Source organism: Arenimonas fontis, from assembly GCF_008386465.1.
GTDB lineage: Bacteria > Pseudomonadota > Gammaproteobacteria > Xanthomonadales > Xanthomonadaceae > Arenimonas > Arenimonas fontis.
In genome coordinates this window covers 194,817-208,244 of record NZ_VUOD01000002.1, presented here as the reverse complement: position 1 = coordinate 208,244, position 13,428 = coordinate 194,817, and the positions used below count along the sequence as shown (strand labels likewise).

At 67.2% G+C, this 13,428-nt stretch carries 15 protein-coding genes; 5 read left to right on the top strand and 10 right to left on the bottom strand.

Translation table 11 applies throughout. The features are described from left to right. Positions 1–29: 29 nt before the first annotated feature. The 10 genes from copD to F0415_RS12845 form a co-directional block, all read right to left on the bottom strand. Positions 30–959, bottom strand: coding sequence for a copper homeostasis membrane protein CopD (copD, locus tag F0415_RS03350; protein ID WP_149859776.1), 930 nt, complete (start codon positions 957–959; stop codon positions 30–32). Positions 960–969: 10 nt separating this feature from the next. After that, positions 970–1,353 (bottom strand): copper homeostasis periplasmic binding protein CopC, encoded by a 384-nt coding sequence (copC, locus tag F0415_RS03345; protein WP_125077099.1) that lies wholly within the window; start codon positions 1,351–1,353, stop codon positions 970–972. A 162-nt stretch (positions 1,354–1,515) separates the two neighbouring features. Further along, positions 1,516–1,866, bottom strand: a complete 351-nt coding sequence (locus F0415_RS03340; protein ID WP_024889951.1) for a four-helix bundle copper-binding protein — start codon at positions 1,864–1,866, stop codon at positions 1,516–1,518. A gap of 69 nt (positions 1,867–1,935) precedes the next feature. Continuing rightward, a complete protein-coding gene (locus F0415_RS03335) occupies positions 1,936–2,460 on the bottom strand; it encodes a DUF411 domain-containing protein (RefSeq protein WP_246149841.1) in 525 nt (174 codons plus the stop codon). A 14-nt stretch (positions 2,461–2,474) separates the two neighbouring features. Next, positions 2,475–2,984, bottom strand: a complete 510-nt coding sequence (locus F0415_RS03330; protein WP_149859775.1) for a nuclear transport factor 2 family protein — start codon at positions 2,982–2,984, stop codon at positions 2,475–2,477. After that, positions 2,981–3,256: a hypothetical protein gene (locus tag F0415_RS03325; protein WP_188310273.1), complete on the bottom strand. Its 276-nt coding sequence runs from the start codon at positions 3,254–3,256 to the stop codon at positions 2,981–2,983. Before F0415_RS03325 ends, F0415_RS03330 begins: the two co-directional genes overlap by 4 nt. A 123-nt stretch (positions 3,257–3,379) precedes the next feature. Continuing rightward, positions 3,380–4,543, bottom strand: coding sequence for a copper resistance protein B (locus F0415_RS03320; protein ID WP_425457816.1), 1,164 nt, complete (start codon positions 4,541–4,543; stop codon positions 3,380–3,382). Positions 4,544–4,548: 5 nt separating this feature from the next. Further along, a complete protein-coding gene (locus F0415_RS03315; RefSeq protein ID WP_149859774.1) occupies positions 4,549–6,351 on the bottom strand; it encodes a copper resistance system multicopper oxidase in 1,803 nt (600 codons plus the stop codon). 104 nt (positions 6,352–6,455) lie between these two features. Further along, positions 6,456–6,851, bottom strand: coding sequence for a CopL family metal-binding regulatory protein (locus F0415_RS12850; protein ID WP_188310272.1), 396 nt, complete (start codon positions 6,849–6,851; stop codon positions 6,456–6,458). A gap of 220 nt (positions 6,852–7,071) precedes the next feature. Then, on the bottom strand, positions 7,072–7,383 hold the full coding sequence (locus F0415_RS12845; RefSeq protein WP_425457815.1) for an HD domain-containing protein: 312 nt from the start codon (positions 7,381–7,383) through the stop codon (positions 7,072–7,074). Between the two features lie 242 nt (positions 7,384–7,625). Between F0415_RS12845 and F0415_RS03305 the strand changes: the two genes are divergently transcribed. The 5 genes from F0415_RS03305 to alaS all read left to right on the top strand — a co-directional run bounded on the left by F0415_RS03305 (position 7,626) and on the right by alaS (position 13,397). Continuing rightward, positions 7,626–8,144 (top strand): CinA family protein, encoded by a 519-nt coding sequence (locus tag F0415_RS03305; protein WP_188310270.1) that lies wholly within the window; start codon positions 7,626–7,628, stop codon positions 8,142–8,144. 35 nt (positions 8,145–8,179) lie between these two features. Next, complete coding sequence (gene lexA, locus F0415_RS03300) at positions 8,180–8,839, top strand: transcriptional repressor LexA (protein WP_149859771.1); 660 nt, start codon at positions 8,180–8,182, stop codon at positions 8,837–8,839. A gap of 128 nt (positions 8,840–8,967) precedes the next feature. After that, positions 8,968–9,999 (top strand): recombinase RecA, encoded by a 1,032-nt coding sequence (gene recA, locus F0415_RS03295; RefSeq protein ID WP_149859770.1) that lies wholly within the window; start codon positions 8,968–8,970, stop codon positions 9,997–9,999. A 4-nt stretch (positions 10,000–10,003) separates the two neighbouring features. Further along, positions 10,004–10,516 (top strand): regulatory protein RecX, encoded by a 513-nt coding sequence (locus F0415_RS03290; protein ID WP_149859769.1) that lies wholly within the window; start codon positions 10,004–10,006, stop codon positions 10,514–10,516. A 217-nt stretch (positions 10,517–10,733) separates the two neighbouring features. Further along, positions 10,734–13,397: an alanine--tRNA ligase gene (gene alaS, locus F0415_RS03285; protein ID WP_149859768.1), complete on the top strand. Its 2,664-nt coding sequence runs from the start codon at positions 10,734–10,736 to the stop codon at positions 13,395–13,397. The last annotated feature ends 31 nt before the right edge of the window (positions 13,398–13,428 follow it).

Genomic DNA, 13,428 nt, shown 5'->3' with positions numbered 1-13,428 from the left:
AAGGCAGTGTGCCATTGGGGGTTACACAGCTATTCGGGGCTGAGCGTCCCGAGCACTGAAACAACAACCAGGATCAAGATGGCCAGCGCGGCCTCAGCCGTAACACTCTGCCGCAAAGCCCGCACCTCCTGCGCGGGATCTCCGCTGGTCAGCGCCCGTCCCAGGCGCGGCACCAGCGTCCATCGGTGCAGCGCTCCCAAACCCAGCATTCCGCCGAACAGAGCCAGTTTGAACAGCAGCAACTTCCCGTAGGTGCTCTGAAACAGGGCCGAAAACGACCACGCGGTGAGATCCCCGTAGTGCACGATGCCGGACACGACGAGCGCAGCAACGAAAATCGTTCCCAGCGTCGAAAATCCATGCAGAAAGTCATGCGTTGATCGCAGACGCCCGCTGCCGGAGGCCTCCTTGCCGCGCAGGAGCATCCCCAGGAACATCAGGACCGCTGCGATCCAGCCGCCTGCCGCAAGAAGATGGACAAGGCCCGCAGCAAGCCGGACCGCGCCTGCCACGCCCTCACCAGCGGCCGCGTGGCCGTTCCATGCCAGAGAAGCGAGTGCGCCGCCCGCCAGCGTCACCGCCAGCGGGAAGGCGGGCTCCACCTTCCCGCGGCGACGATGCCATCCAAGCACAAACATCAGGGCGAGCAGCAGCGCGCCTCTCGCCATCGCTGCCCGGCCCGCGGACGTCTCGAGCAGATACCAGCCAAGCGATGCGCGATCAACGTCGGCAAGCGGCATCCCCATGATGCCCGCGGTCTTGAAGACCACATCGGCGCCGGTGAGCACGATACCGACAGCGGCACTTGCCAATAGAATGCCCATAAGTGGCCATCCGGCCAGGGCATCGGTGAGTGCCGCTCGACGCGAACCGTACCACCCGAGCAATGGGACCCCGAAAAGAACCATGAGGACTAGGTATTCCAGGAACCTCACTGCATAAGCCGACAGGTCGAGCATTTGTGGCTCCTCAGCGCACCGTGAAGCTGAAACTGCCCGTCATGGGGTGGTTGTCGCCACCAACGGCGCGGTATTCCACGGTATAGACGCCCGGAGCCAGCGGCTGGGGCAACTTGGCACGCAGGGTCTTGCCGTTGTTGACGATCTCGGTCGTGAAATTCTCGATCGGCATGGTGGAACTGCCGTGCTTCATGAGCAACTTGAGACGCGACGCCCGCGGAATCAATGTTTCGTTGAACACGAGATCGATCTGGTCTGGCGAGGCCACCACCGCATTTGCCGCCGGTGTGGACTGCTGCAGCGCGGCGTGGGCGTGCGCGATCTGCAGGGAGAACTGCCCAGCCGCAATCGCGAGGACGAGCGCGAAGGAGCGAAGGACGTTTGATGATCTCATAGTGATTAATCCTCATTGCGAATGTGATGCTAAGCCCCGTTGGGGGCCGTGCTGTGTTGGACCCGACATGCGTTGGATGTCGGGCTGTCACCGAAAACACGGTTGGTCAGCTTTGATATTGCAGATGAGGATCCCGCCTGCTCAGGTGGGATCCTCGACGCATCAAGCCGCCATGGCGCTGCAGCTTTCCGCGCAGCGGCGACAAACTTCGGCGCAGCGCGCCATCTCCGGGTCGTTCATGGCGTCGCATGCATCGGCGCACTGGCGGCAGACCTCCGCGCAGGCACCGCAAACCACGTCGTGAACGCTGGCACCGCGCAGCATCGCGTCGGCACTGGTTGCGCAGATATCGGCACACGTCGCAAGGAGTGCGATGTGCTCCGGGGCCGCGTGGGCACCTCCTTTGGTCAGGCAATAGTTGATGGTCTCCAGGCAGATCTCATGACACTGCGTGCAGTTGTCGATGCACTCGTTCATGGCCTGGGACCGGTGTGCCGCGGAATGGTGAGTCATGTGGTTCTCCTTCTTCCTCGCGGACGAGACTCGGCGCGCCCGCAACACCGCCCCTGTTGCTCCGATGGATCAATGCTGTGCGAAGGGTTCGGTGGTTCCGTCGTGACGGACCAGCTCGACCGTGTACGGCTGTTGTCGCCCGGCAGGGACCTCCATGCCCGGCGAGCCGAGCGGCATTCCCGGCAGGACCAGGCCGCGTGCGTCCGGCTTTTCTTCGAGGAGGCGCTTGATGTCCTCGGCCGGGACATGGCCCTCGATGACGTATCCGCCGACCTCGGCCGTGTGGCAGGAGCCCTTTGCATAGGGGACACCCAGGCGCTCCTTGACCGGACCCAGGTCATCCATGTCGTGCACATCCACGGTGAAGCCCGCCTTCTGCACGTGGTCGACCCAGCTACCGCAACACCCGCAGGTCGGGGTCTTGTGGACGGTCATGCGTGGCAGGGCAGCGGGAGTGGCGTCGGCTGTTTCAGGGACGACCTGTGCAGCGGGTGCGATGGTGGATTGCGCGGGTGTAGCCGCCTGGGTGCAGGCACCCAGGCCGGCGACCGCAAAAGCCACCCACGCCAGTCGATTCAATCTGTAAGCATTCATTTCGGCTTCTCCAGTCAGCGCTTGGTCCGCGAGGACCAGTGGATGTGGACGATCCGCCAGCCGTCCGTGGTCCGCTTCAGCACCATCGTCTCGGTGCTCTGGACGGTCAGTGGCTGGCCGTCCTGCTGGGCGTGCAGCTCGCTTTCGGTTCCGACCCACGCGAACTCGCCAGCGGTTCGTGCACGCTGACGGAGCAGCTGGCGATGGGCGCCCTTGAGGAACGCCGCATCGCTGACTGCGTGATGGCCCATGTATTCCTCGCGGCTGCGTTCTGCACCTCCGGACTCGAGGATGAGAACGTCGGCAGCGAGCAAGGCTTCGACCGTGGCCAGGTCGCCGCTGGACAGGGCGGTGTTGAACCGTTCCGCCACGGCGACCGCGGCCTCTGCAGTGGCTGGGACGTCGACGTCCGCAGATGGCGCGGCAGCGGGGCGATGTGCGTGCGACGGTGTCGCCTGCGCCATTGCGGGGGACACGACGGCCAGTGCCAGCGCCAGGGTGAAGGAGATTGCTGTTGCGTTCATTGCGCGGGCTCCAAGGAGATCAACGCTTTGGCCACGTCGACCTTGTGTTTACTGAGGTCCGGCGGCGTGGGATACAGGCCCTGGCTCAACTCGGTTTCGGCCATCGACGGGGCCAGGTGGCAGCCAGCGCACATCGCCGCATAGTTGCCCGCGCCCTGGACGATTCTCGCTGGATCGTCCAGGCCCGGCGGGACGTCCAACCTTCCCGCACGCGCCAGGATGGAGTGCTCGCGTGCGGTCTGGAGCACAAAGTGCACGGGCCTGGTGTGCATGTCATCCGCGGCGACGTTGTATACGCCGCCCCAGATGAAGCCGCCGTACCGGCCACGACAACCAGCGGAACCCCGATCAGCCAGAGACGCTTGCGAGTCTTCGGTTGCATACGAGTACTCCGGTCAGAACCAGATCCTCACGCCCGCCACGATACGGGTGTCGTCGACATCACCGGACTCCGCGCGACGGAAGTCTGCGGTTCCGCCGTAGGCACGCTCCCAGACGACGCCGACATAGGGAGCGAACTGCCGATGGAACTCGTAGCGCAGGCGGAAACCGGCTTCGACCTTGCTCAGTCCGCTGCCGATTCCAACCGCCGGATCGTCCTTGCTCCAGGCTTCGCCCTCGATCAGCCACTGGCCGATCAACCGGTTGGTGAACAGCATTTCGTATTCGGCTTCCGCCCCAAGCCCGACCTGGCCGGACTCGCCCACGTAGGCGGTCGCTTCGACTTCAAACTTGTACGGGGCAAGGCCGATGACGCCGAGCGCGGCATAAGTGCGCGATGGACCGCCGTCGAAACCGAAGTCATGGCGGACACCGGCGACCGCGTCCCACCAGGGGGCGATGGCCCGACCGTACAGGACTTCCACATCCCCCGACTCGGTGGATCCGCCCACCCGCTCGCCCTCGCTGCGCAGCCAGAGCCGGTTCAAGTCGGAGCCGACCCAGGCTTTCGCTTCCCAGGCCATGCCGGTGCCGTCCTCATCCGCGTCCCAGGCCTCAAGCCGGTCAAGCGACCAGTAGGAGTTGATCGATTCGCCGTGCATTACGTGCGCATCGAGGTCCGGGAACGCCGCGGCCCGATCGGCCGGCGTGACGACAGGAATAGGCTCGTGTGGTTCGGCCGTGGCCGGGAGATCCTGACTGGCACCTGCCTGGTGGCCCATGGAAGCGTGGTCCATGCCCGAGTGGTCCATGTTCGATCCATCCATTCCAGAGTGATCCATCGAGGAATGGTCCATCGTGGAGTGATCGCTGCCGGCAGGGTCCGCCGCCCCCTGTTTCATGGCGCCGTGGTCCATGTTTCCGTGGTCCATGGATCCGTGATCCTGCGTTCCATGTTCCATCGGTTCCGCCGGTGGCTTTGACGGGGTTGCGTGGTGCGCATGGTCGCTGGGGCGTGGGTCAACCGGCTTGGCCTGCGACTGTGCGGCAGTCGGCTTCGCTGCCGGATGGTGCGAGGCGTGATCTGTCTCCTGGCCCCACGCCGGCGCGACACCGGCAGTGAGGAGCAGCGCGGTGGCCAAGCCGAGGGTGAGCGGGTTGCGGCGGGATAGGGTCATGGCGTTCATTCCTCCACCCGCACTTCGCGGAACATGCCGGCTTCCATGTGGTAGAGCAGGTGGCAGTGGTAGGCCCAGCGGCCGAGCGCATCGGCGCGCACCCGGTAGCTGCGCTTGGTGCCTGGCGGCATGTCGATGGTGTGCTTGCGCACCATGAAGTTGCCGGATTCATCCTCGAGGTCGCTCCACAGGCCGTGGAGGTGGATCGGGTGCGACATCATCGTGTCGTTGACCAGCACGATCCGCATGCGCTCGCCATAGTTCAGCCGCAGGGGCTCCGCGTCAGCGAACTTCACTCCGTCAAAGGACCAGGCGAAGCGCTCCATGTGGCCGGTCAGGTGCAGCTCGACCGTGCGGCCGGGTTCACGCCCGTCGGGATCGCGGAACGTGCTCCGCAGGTCGGCATAGGTCAGCACGCGGCGGCCGTTGTCGCGCAGGCCGACGCCCGGATCGGACAGGCGCGGCTGCGCCGTCATCGCCTGCATGTCCACCAGCGGATTACCCGCCTCGCTGGCCGGATGCGTCTGCATCCCCTGCCCTTGCCCGCGGTGCGCGGCGTGGCCGGCATGCGGATCGGGCTGCGCGGCGGCGCCGTGCGCGGCGTGATCCATCGCGGCGTGGCCGCCGCCGTGGTCCATCCCGCCGTGGCCCATGTCGGCCATGGTCAGGATCGGGCGCGGGTCGACCGCGGGCACCGGCGCGCGCAGGCCTTCGCGCACGGCCAGCGTGCCGCTGACGTAGCCGGTGCGCCCGGCGTCCTGCGCGAAGATGGTGAACGCATCCTGCCCGGCCGGTTCGACGATCACGTCGAAGGTCTCGGCCACGGCGATGCGGAACTCGTCCACCGTCACCGGATGCACGTACTGGCCGTCGGCGGCGACCACGGTCATCTTCAGCCCCGGGATCCGCACGTCGAAGTACGTCATCGCGGAGCCGTTGATGAAGCGGAGGCGGACCTTCTCGCCCGACCGGAACAGCCCGGTCCAGTTGCCGAGCGAGGTCATGCCGTTCATGAGGTAGGTGTAGGTGTTGCCGTTGACGTCCGACAGGTCGGTCGGCGTCATGCGCATGCGGCCCCACATGCCGCGGTCGGCCAAAGTCGCGCGCAGGCCCTGCGTGCGCACGTCGTCGAGGAAGTCGCCGACGGTGCGCTTGTAGTAGTTGTCGTAGTCGGAGCGCTTCTTCAGGCGCTCGAACAACCGCGCCGGGTCGAGGTCGGTCCAGTCGCTGAGCATGACCACGTAATCGCGGTCATAGGCGAAGGGCTCGGGCTCCAGCGGCTCGATCACCAGCGGCCCGTAGAGGCCGGCCTGCTCCTGGAAACCGGAGTGGCTGTGGTACCAGTAGGTGCCGCCCTGTACGACGTTGAAGCGGTACTGGTAGGTCTCGCCGCGGTTGATGCCGTTGAAGCTCAGCCCGGGCACCCCGTCCATGTCGGCCGGCAGCAGGATGCCGTGCCAGTGGATCGACGTCTGGTCGCCATGGATCGAGCCGGGGGGCAGGGCATTGCGGACCCGCAGGGTGACCGTGGTGCCCTCGCGCCAGCGCAGTAGGGGCGCTGGGATCGATCCGTTGACCGTGATCGCAGGGCGCGTGGCACCGGTGAAGTTCATCGGCGTCTCGCCGATGGTCAGGTCGAAGTCGGTGCCCGAGAGCACATTGGGGACGCCTTCGGCCTTGACGGCCCAGCTGGAGCGGGGCCACAGGCCGAGGGCTGCAACGGCGCCTCCGGCGGCAAGGCCTTGGACAAAGCGGCGGCGCGACGGGGCGGACAGCCCCTCGGCGCGGCCGAAAAGATCGGATGACATGGGAACTCCGGGAGAGTGACGAGGGCTCGCGAGGCGAGCGTTTCCCTGTCGGTGCGGAGCAGCGAACAGGGCCCATCAGCGCCTTAAAAGGCGCGCGGCGACACTTAGCCGATCGGAGGTCGGCAAAGATTGGTCAGTGCAGCGGACGCGTGCACTGACAGGAACGGTTCGACGGTTTGTCGGTACCGGACGGTGAAATCGGCGAGTGCCGACCCGGCGATTGCCGCTGAACAGTGGTGCATGCAGGCACCACAATTGCCCGTCTCACAACAGTCGCCCAACGGTGGTGCTGTCCCGGTGTGATCAGCGGCCTGCGGATGATGGTGGTCGTCGGTCACCGGAGCGATCACTCCGGCCCCGTGGCAGTCGGCCGCTGTCTGCGTCGCTGTCACGTGGGCGGCGTCACCCGGGGAGTTGCTCAGGTGCTCCGTCATGTGCATGGACGCACCAGCGATGCCCGGACCGTTAGCCAGCAAGGCTACGATCAGGAACAACCGCATCAGGAGTGCGCGCAGAGGCATGCGCCCGATTATATATACGGACCCATGTAAACGGCAGATGAATACACCGGCAACGCGCCGGTGCAGACTCAATGGTTCCGGAGGGAAAGTGCCGCTGCGAGTATGGGCCGCTTGTGTGTTCCGCCTTCCATGCATCCAACACCTGGTCACCGCAGTCCCAGCGGCTACCAGCTTAACGATGCCGCGATGACCGAAGCGGTCACGCACCACACGATGGATAGAGCACCGGCGCCCGTGTGGCCACCAGCAAGCCAAACCCAATGGACGCGCGATGGCGGCGTCCATCGGTCCTCGGATGCCTTCCGTACACACCCCAGTTGCACTTGCCGAAATCATGGAGAAATGTAATGACCGCCAGGCGATCCTTCTGGTGCGCGTCCAGGGCGCCGACGCGTGCGAGTGAACCCTGGTCGAGCAAGGTGCGAAGGACGATGGCGACATCCAGGCAATGATCCACCAAGGGGTGGAAGTTGCCGTCTGGGCTGCATTTGCCCCAAGGAACGCTTGGCATCGAAGTGGCCGAACTCATGGTGCCTGATGTGGAGGTTTGCGGAAGGTCCTCCGCGCATGGCGTAGTCATGTCGCATGTCCCTGTCTCACAGGCTGAGAATGGCGGCCGAACGGCCCTGCCTGGCCGGAGACGACGGACGGACCCCCTGTTTCGTTGAGGCCAACGACAGGGGCTGGCAATGCCGGTCATGCCCCCGGGGGCTGCGGGCGAGGGAGGCGGCCGGCCCCGACGGCAGCTACCCTATGCCGATGGACACCACCGCCATCCCCGACGACGACACCCTGCACGCCCTGGCCGCCGAGGTGGGCGGGTTGCTGCAGGCCCGCAACCAGATGCTGGCCACGGCAGAAAGCTGCACCGGCGGCTGGATCGCCAAGACGATCACCGACATCCCGGGCAGTTCGACCTGGTTCGATTGCGGCATGACCGCTTACAGCTACGAGGCCAAGCAGGCCCTGCTGGGCGTGCGGCCCGAAACCCTCACCGAACACGGCGCGGTCAGCCGGGAGACGGTGCTGGAGATGGTGTCCGGCGCCCTGGTGAACTCCGGTGCCAGCATCGCCGTGGCGGTGACCGGCATCGCCGGCCCGGGCGGTGGCACCCCGGACAAGCCGGTGGGCACGGTCTGGATCGGCTGGAAGCGCCGTGGCGGCTATCCGCGGGCCGAGGTCTTCCACTTCGAGGGTGATCGCGAGGCCGTGCGCCGGCAGACCGTCGCCGCCGCCCTGCGTGGCCTGCTGGCCCTGGCCAAGGGGGCTTGACAGCCGGGCCGGGGCGGTTAGTAGTATTGCTACTAATGAAACTGACCGAGACCCAGCAGGCCATCCTGGCCTTCATCGCCCAACGCATCGAGGCCGAGGGCGTGCCCCCGTCCCAGGTCGAGATCGCCCATGCCTTCGGCTTCAAGGGCGTGCGGGCGGCCCAGTACCACCTCGAGGCCCTGGAGCAGGCCGGCGCCATCCGCCGCGTGCCCGGTCAGGCCCGGGGCATCCGCCTGGTGTCCCGGACGCCGTCTTCTCTGCCGCTTTCGTCGTCCCCGGCCGCCGACCTCGTCCCGGTGGCCGGGGATGACCTGCTGCGCCTGCCCATCCTCGGCCGCGTGGCCGCCGGCATGCCCATCGGCGCCGATGCCGGCCACGACGGCATGGTGCTGCTCGACCGCGTGTTCTTCTCGCCGGCGCCGGATTACCTGCTGCGTGTGCACGGCGATTCCATGCGCGACGAGGGCATCCTCGACGGCGACCTGATCGGCGTGCACCGCACGCCCGAGGCGCGCAGCGGCCAGATCGTGGTTGCCCGCATAGACGACGAGATCACCGTCAAGCTGTTCAAGACCGGCAAGGACGGCATCCGCCTGTTGCCGCGCAATCCCGACTACCCGCCCATCCAGGTCCGGCCCGACCAGGATTTCGCCATCGAGGGCCTGTACTGCGGCCTGGTGAGGCCGAACCGGTGAGGGCGCAGGACGCGCTATTCCCCTACCCGCGAGCCGGGATTCCGCCGCTTTCGGCTGCATCTCGGTCCCTGAGACTCTGAGCCCCTAGAGTGGCCGCCAACCCGAACACGAACCCCGAGGACAAGACCATGGACGAGAACAGGAAGCGGGCGCTCGCCGCGGCCCTGAGCCAGATCGAAAAGCAGTTCGGCAAGGGCGCTGTCATGCGCATGGGCGACAAGGCGGCCGAACCGGCCGAGGTGGTCAGTACCGGCTCCTTGATGCTGGACATCGCCCTGGGTATCGGCGGCCTGCCCCGGGGGCGCGTCATCGAGATCTACGGTCCGGAGTCCTCCGGCAAGACCACGCTGACCCTGCAGGCCATCGCCGAGTGCCAGAAGGCCGGCGGCACCGCCGCCTTCATCGATGCCGAGCACGCGCTCGATCCCACCTACGCCCAGAAGCTGGGCGTGAACGTCGAAGACCTGCTGGTCAGCCAGCCGGACACCGGCGAGCAGGCCCTGGAGATCGCCGACATGCTGGTCCGCTCCAATTCGGTGGACATGGTGGTGGTGGACTCGGTGGCGGCGCTGACCCCGCGCGCCGAAATCGAGGGCGAGATGGGCGACCAGCTGCCCGGCCTGCAGGCCAGGCTGATGAGCCAGGCCCTGCGCAAGCTCACCGCCAACATCAAGCGCAGCAACTGCCTGGTGATCTTCATCAATCAGCTGCGCATGAAGATCGGCGTGATGATGCCCGGTCAGAGTCCGGAAACCACCACCGGCGGCAACGCCCTGAAGTTCTACGCCTCGGTGCGCCTGGACATCCGCCGCATCGGCTCGGTCAAGAAGGGCGACGAGGTCATCGGCAACCAGACCAAGATCAAGGTGGTCAAGAACAAGATGGCGCCACCGTTCAAGGTCATCGTCACCGAGATCCTCTACGGCCAGGGCATCAGCCGCGAGGGCGAGATCATCGACATGGGCGTAGACGCCAAGCTGATCGAGAAGGCCGGCGCCTGGTACAGCTACAACGGCGAACGCATCGGCCAGGGCAAGGAGAACGCCCGCCAGTGGCTGAAGGACAATCCCGAGGTGGCCAAGGATCTGGAAGCCAAGCTGCGCGAGAAGTTCGTGCCCGGCCTGGTGATCGGCGACGAAACCGCCGAAACGGTGGACTGAGGTCATGGGTGTGGCCGGCGGCAGGGCTTCCCGGGGCGGCAACGACCCCTATCAAAGGGGCTTGGGCCTGCTGGTGCGGCGGGAGTACTCGCGCCGTGACCTGGCGCGGCGCCTGGTGGCCCGGGGCTTCGATTCGCCGGAGGCCGAGGCGGCCGTGGACCGGCTGGCCGGCCAGGGTTACCAGGATGACCGCCGGTTCTCCGAGGCCTTCGCCCGGGACCGCGCGGCCGCCGGATACGGCCCGGTAAGGATCCGGGCCGAGCTGTCCCGGCATGGCCTGGGCGAGGACGACATCACCGCCGCCCTGGCCGCCTGCGAGGCCGACTGGGCGGGCCGGGCCCGGGAGCTGGTCGCCCGCCGGGTGCGGCTGGGCGAGCTGGCCGATCCGGGCCGCTGCCGGAAGTGGGTGGAGTTCCTGCTGCGCCGGGGCTTCGACCAGGATCAGGCCTGGGGAGCCGTGCGGGCGGTGGCGGCGGAAGAGGGCGTAACGCCGCCCGGCACGGAAGGTGTCGGCTGAGTCGCCACGGCACTCGCCGCCCGACGCGGCACCGGGCGCGATGCCCGGCACCTGGCCCGGCGCCGCTGGGTGCGGTTGAAGCGGTCCTGCCGGCCATGGCGCCCGGGCTGCTAATCTTGGCGGCCTCGCCGATTCGATTGCGGACTCCAGGCCCTGCCCCCATAAGGACAGGGCCGGGCCGCGCGTCGGCCTCCGATTCCGCCAGTCAGCCGCCGCAATGACCAAGACCAGCAACGACATCCGCCGGGACTTCCTCGAGTTCTTCCGCAGCAAGGGCCACGAGGTGGTCGCCTCCAGCCCGCTGGTGCCGGGCAACGACCCCACCCTGCTGTTCACCAACGCCGGCATGGTGCAGTTCAAGGACGTGTTCCTTGGCGCCGAGAAGCGCAGTTATCGGCGGGCGGTCTCGAGCCAGCGCTGTGTGCGCGCGGGAGGCAAGCACAACGACCTCGACCAGGTCGGCTATACCGCCCGGCATCACACCTTCTTCGAGATGCTGGGCAACTTCAGCTTCGGCGACTACTTCAAGAAGGAAGCCATCCTCTGGGCCTGGGAGCTGCTGACCCAGGTCTGGAAGCTGCCGCGCGAGCGTCTGCTGGTCACCGTCTACCACACCGACGACGAGGCCTTCGACATCTGGCACGAGCAGGTCGGGCTGCCCGCCGACCGCATCATCCGCATCGGCGACAACAAGGGTGCGCCCTACGCCAGCGACAACTTCTGGCAGATGGCCGACACCGGCCCCTGCGGCCCCTGTACCGAGATCTTCTACGACCACGGCGAGCACATCCCGGGCGGCCCGCCGGGCTCGCCGGACGAGGACGGCGACCGCTTCATCGAGATCTGGAACCTGGTGTTCATGCAGTTCGACCGCCAGGCCGACGGCAGCCTGGTGCCGCTGCCGGCGCCCTGCGTGGACACCGGCATGGGCCTGGAGCGTATCTGCGCCGTGCTCCAGCACGTGCACAGCAACTACGAGATCGACCTGTTCCAGCACCTGATCAAGGCGGCGGCGCGGCTGACCGGTACCGATGACCTGGAGAACAAATCGCTGCGCGTGATCGCCGACCATATCCGTGCCTGCAGCTTCCTGGTGGTGGATGGCGTGCTGCCCTCGAACGAAGGCCGCGGCTACGTGCTGCGCAGGATCATCCGCCGCGCCATCCGCCATTTCTGGAAGCTCGACGGCTTGCATGCCGATGGCCGCTTCTGGCGCATGGTCGCGCCCCTGGTCGAGGTGATGGGCCAGGCCTATCCGGAGCTGGCCGCGAAGCAGGCGCTGGTGGAGCAAGCGCTCAAGGCCGAGGAAGCCGCCTTCGCGCAGACTCTGGAAGCGGGCATGGCCCGCCTGCAGGAGTACCTGGCGGCATCGGGTAACCGCATCGACGGCGAGCAGCTGTTCCAGCTTCACGACACCTATGGCTGCCCGCCCGACCTGATTGCCGACCTGGTACGGGAGAATGCCGACAAGGGTTGGGCCCTGGCCGCGGGTGCTTTGGCCGAATACGAGACGCACATGGAGCGACAGCGTGAGCGGGCCCGCGCCGCCAGCAAGTTCACGGGTGCTGCCGCGCTGCCGGCAGAGCTGGTCGCGCAGCTGGCCCCGACTGCCTTTCTCGGCTATGAGAGTTTGCAGGTGCAGGACGCCAAGGTCGTGGCCCTGCTGCGCGGCGGCAATCCGGTTCAGGCCCTGGCCGCGGGCGAGGACGGCATCGTGGTGCTCGACCGCACGCCCTTCTACGCCGAATCCGGCGGCCAGGTGGGCGATACCGGCGAGCTGCGCGGCGCTGCCGCCCGCTTCGAGGTGCGCGACACCGTGAAGGTCTCGGGCGTGTTCCATGGCCATGTCGGCCGCGTGGCCGAAGGCGCGCTGAAGCTGGGCGACCGCGTCGCCGCCAGCGTCGACGGCGCCCGTCGCGCAGCCATCGTCCTCAACCATTCCGCCACGCACCTTCTGCACGCCGCCCTGCGCAAAGTGCTGGGCGAGCATGTCACCCAGAAGGGCTCGCTGGTCGCGCCCGATCGCCTGCGCTTCGACTTCTCGCATTTCCAGGCCGTCACCGGCGAAGAACTGGAGCGCATCGAAGCGCTGGTGAACGCCGAGATCCGCCGCAATGCCCAGGCCGAGATCCGCCACATGGGCATGCAGGAAGCGCTCGACTTCGGCGCCATCGCCCTGTTCGGCGAGAAGTACGGCGAGCGCGTGCGCGTGCTGCGCATGGGCGATTTCTCCACCGAGCTCTGCGGTGGTACGCATGTGCGCGCCACCGGCGACATCGGCCTGTTCAAGATCGTCTCCGAAGGCGGTGTCGCCGCCGGCGTCCGCCGTATCGAGGCGGTGACCGGCGAGACGGCGCTGGCCTGGGTGCGCGCCGAGGAGGCCCGCCTGGCCGAGGCCGCCGAGCTGCTGGGTGCCAACAATCGCTCCGACGTGGTCGAGAAGCTGCGGCAGCTGCTGGAGCGGCAGAAGAAGCTCGAGCGCGAGCTGGAGTCGCTCAAGGCCAGGGCCGCCGCCGGCGCTACCGCCGATCTGGCCGCCTCGGCGCCGGAAGTCGCCGGCGTGAAGGTCGTGGCAGCCCGCCTGGACGGCCTCGACGCCAAGGGTCTGCGCGAGGCGGTGGACCAGCTCAAGTCGCGCCTCGGCGACGCCGTGATCATCCTGGCTTCCGGCAACGGGGGCAAAGCCTCGCTGGTCGCCGGTGTGCAGGGCGGTGCGCTGGGCAAGGTGAAGGCCGGGGAACTGTTGTCCCATGTTGCCGGCCAGATCGGCGGAAAGGGTGGTGGCCGTCCGGACCTTGCACAGGGCGGCGGCGAGGACGGCCCGGCCCTGGCCCGCGCACTGGCGGCGGTACCGGCCTGGATCGCCGATCGTCTTGGCTGAAGCCGTTCAGCCTTCATTGCACCTGGGCCCG

What these genes read in the sequence shown, in the direction of transcription:
- copD (WP_149859776.1), bottom strand. Translation starts at nt 959, where the DNA reads ATGCTCGACCTGTCGGCTTATGCAGTGAGGTTCCTGGAATACCTAGTC.
- copC (WP_125077099.1), bottom strand. Translation starts at nt 1,353, where the DNA reads ATGAGATCATCAAACGTCCTTCGCTCCTTCGCGCTCGTCCTCGCGATT.
- F0415_RS03340 (WP_024889951.1), bottom strand. Translation starts at nt 1,866, where the DNA reads ATGACTCACCATTCCGCGGCACACCGGTCCCAGGCCATGAACGAGTGC.
- F0415_RS03335 (WP_246149841.1), bottom strand. Translation starts at nt 2,460, where the DNA reads ATGAATGCTTACAGATTGAATCGACTGGCGTGGGTGGCTTTTGCGGTC.
- F0415_RS03330 (WP_149859775.1), bottom strand. Translation starts at nt 2,984, where the DNA reads ATGAACGCAACAGCAATCTCCTTCACCCTGGCGCTGGCACTGGCCGTC.
- F0415_RS03325 (WP_188310273.1), bottom strand. Translation starts at nt 3,256, where the DNA reads ATGCACACCAGGCCCGTGCACTTTGTGCTCCAGACCGCACGCGAGCAC.
- F0415_RS03320 (WP_425457816.1), bottom strand. Translation starts at nt 4,543, where the DNA reads ATGACCCTATCCCGCCGCAACCCGCTCACCCTCGGCTTGGCCACCGCG.
- F0415_RS03315 (WP_149859774.1), bottom strand. Translation starts at nt 6,351, where the DNA reads ATGTCATCCGATCTTTTCGGCCGCGCCGAGGGGCTGTCCGCCCCGTCG.
- F0415_RS12850 (WP_188310272.1), bottom strand. Translation starts at nt 6,851, where the DNA reads ATGCGGTTGTTCCTGATCGTAGCCTTGCTGGCTAACGGTCCGGGCATC.
- F0415_RS12845 (WP_425457815.1), bottom strand. Translation starts at nt 7,383, where the DNA reads ATGCCAAGCGTTCCTTGGGGCAAATGCAGCCCAGACGGCAACTTCCAC.
- F0415_RS03305 (WP_188310270.1), top strand. Translation starts at nt 7,626, where the DNA reads ATGCCGATGGACACCACCGCCATCCCCGACGACGACACCCTGCACGCC.
- lexA (WP_149859771.1), top strand. Translation starts at nt 8,180, where the DNA reads ATGAAACTGACCGAGACCCAGCAGGCCATCCTGGCCTTCATCGCCCAA.
- recA (WP_149859770.1), top strand. Translation starts at nt 8,968, where the DNA reads ATGGACGAGAACAGGAAGCGGGCGCTCGCCGCGGCCCTGAGCCAGATC.
- F0415_RS03290 (WP_149859769.1), top strand. Translation starts at nt 10,004, where the DNA reads ATGGGTGTGGCCGGCGGCAGGGCTTCCCGGGGCGGCAACGACCCCTAT.
- alaS (WP_149859768.1), top strand. Translation starts at nt 10,734, where the DNA reads ATGACCAAGACCAGCAACGACATCCGCCGGGACTTCCTCGAGTTCTTC.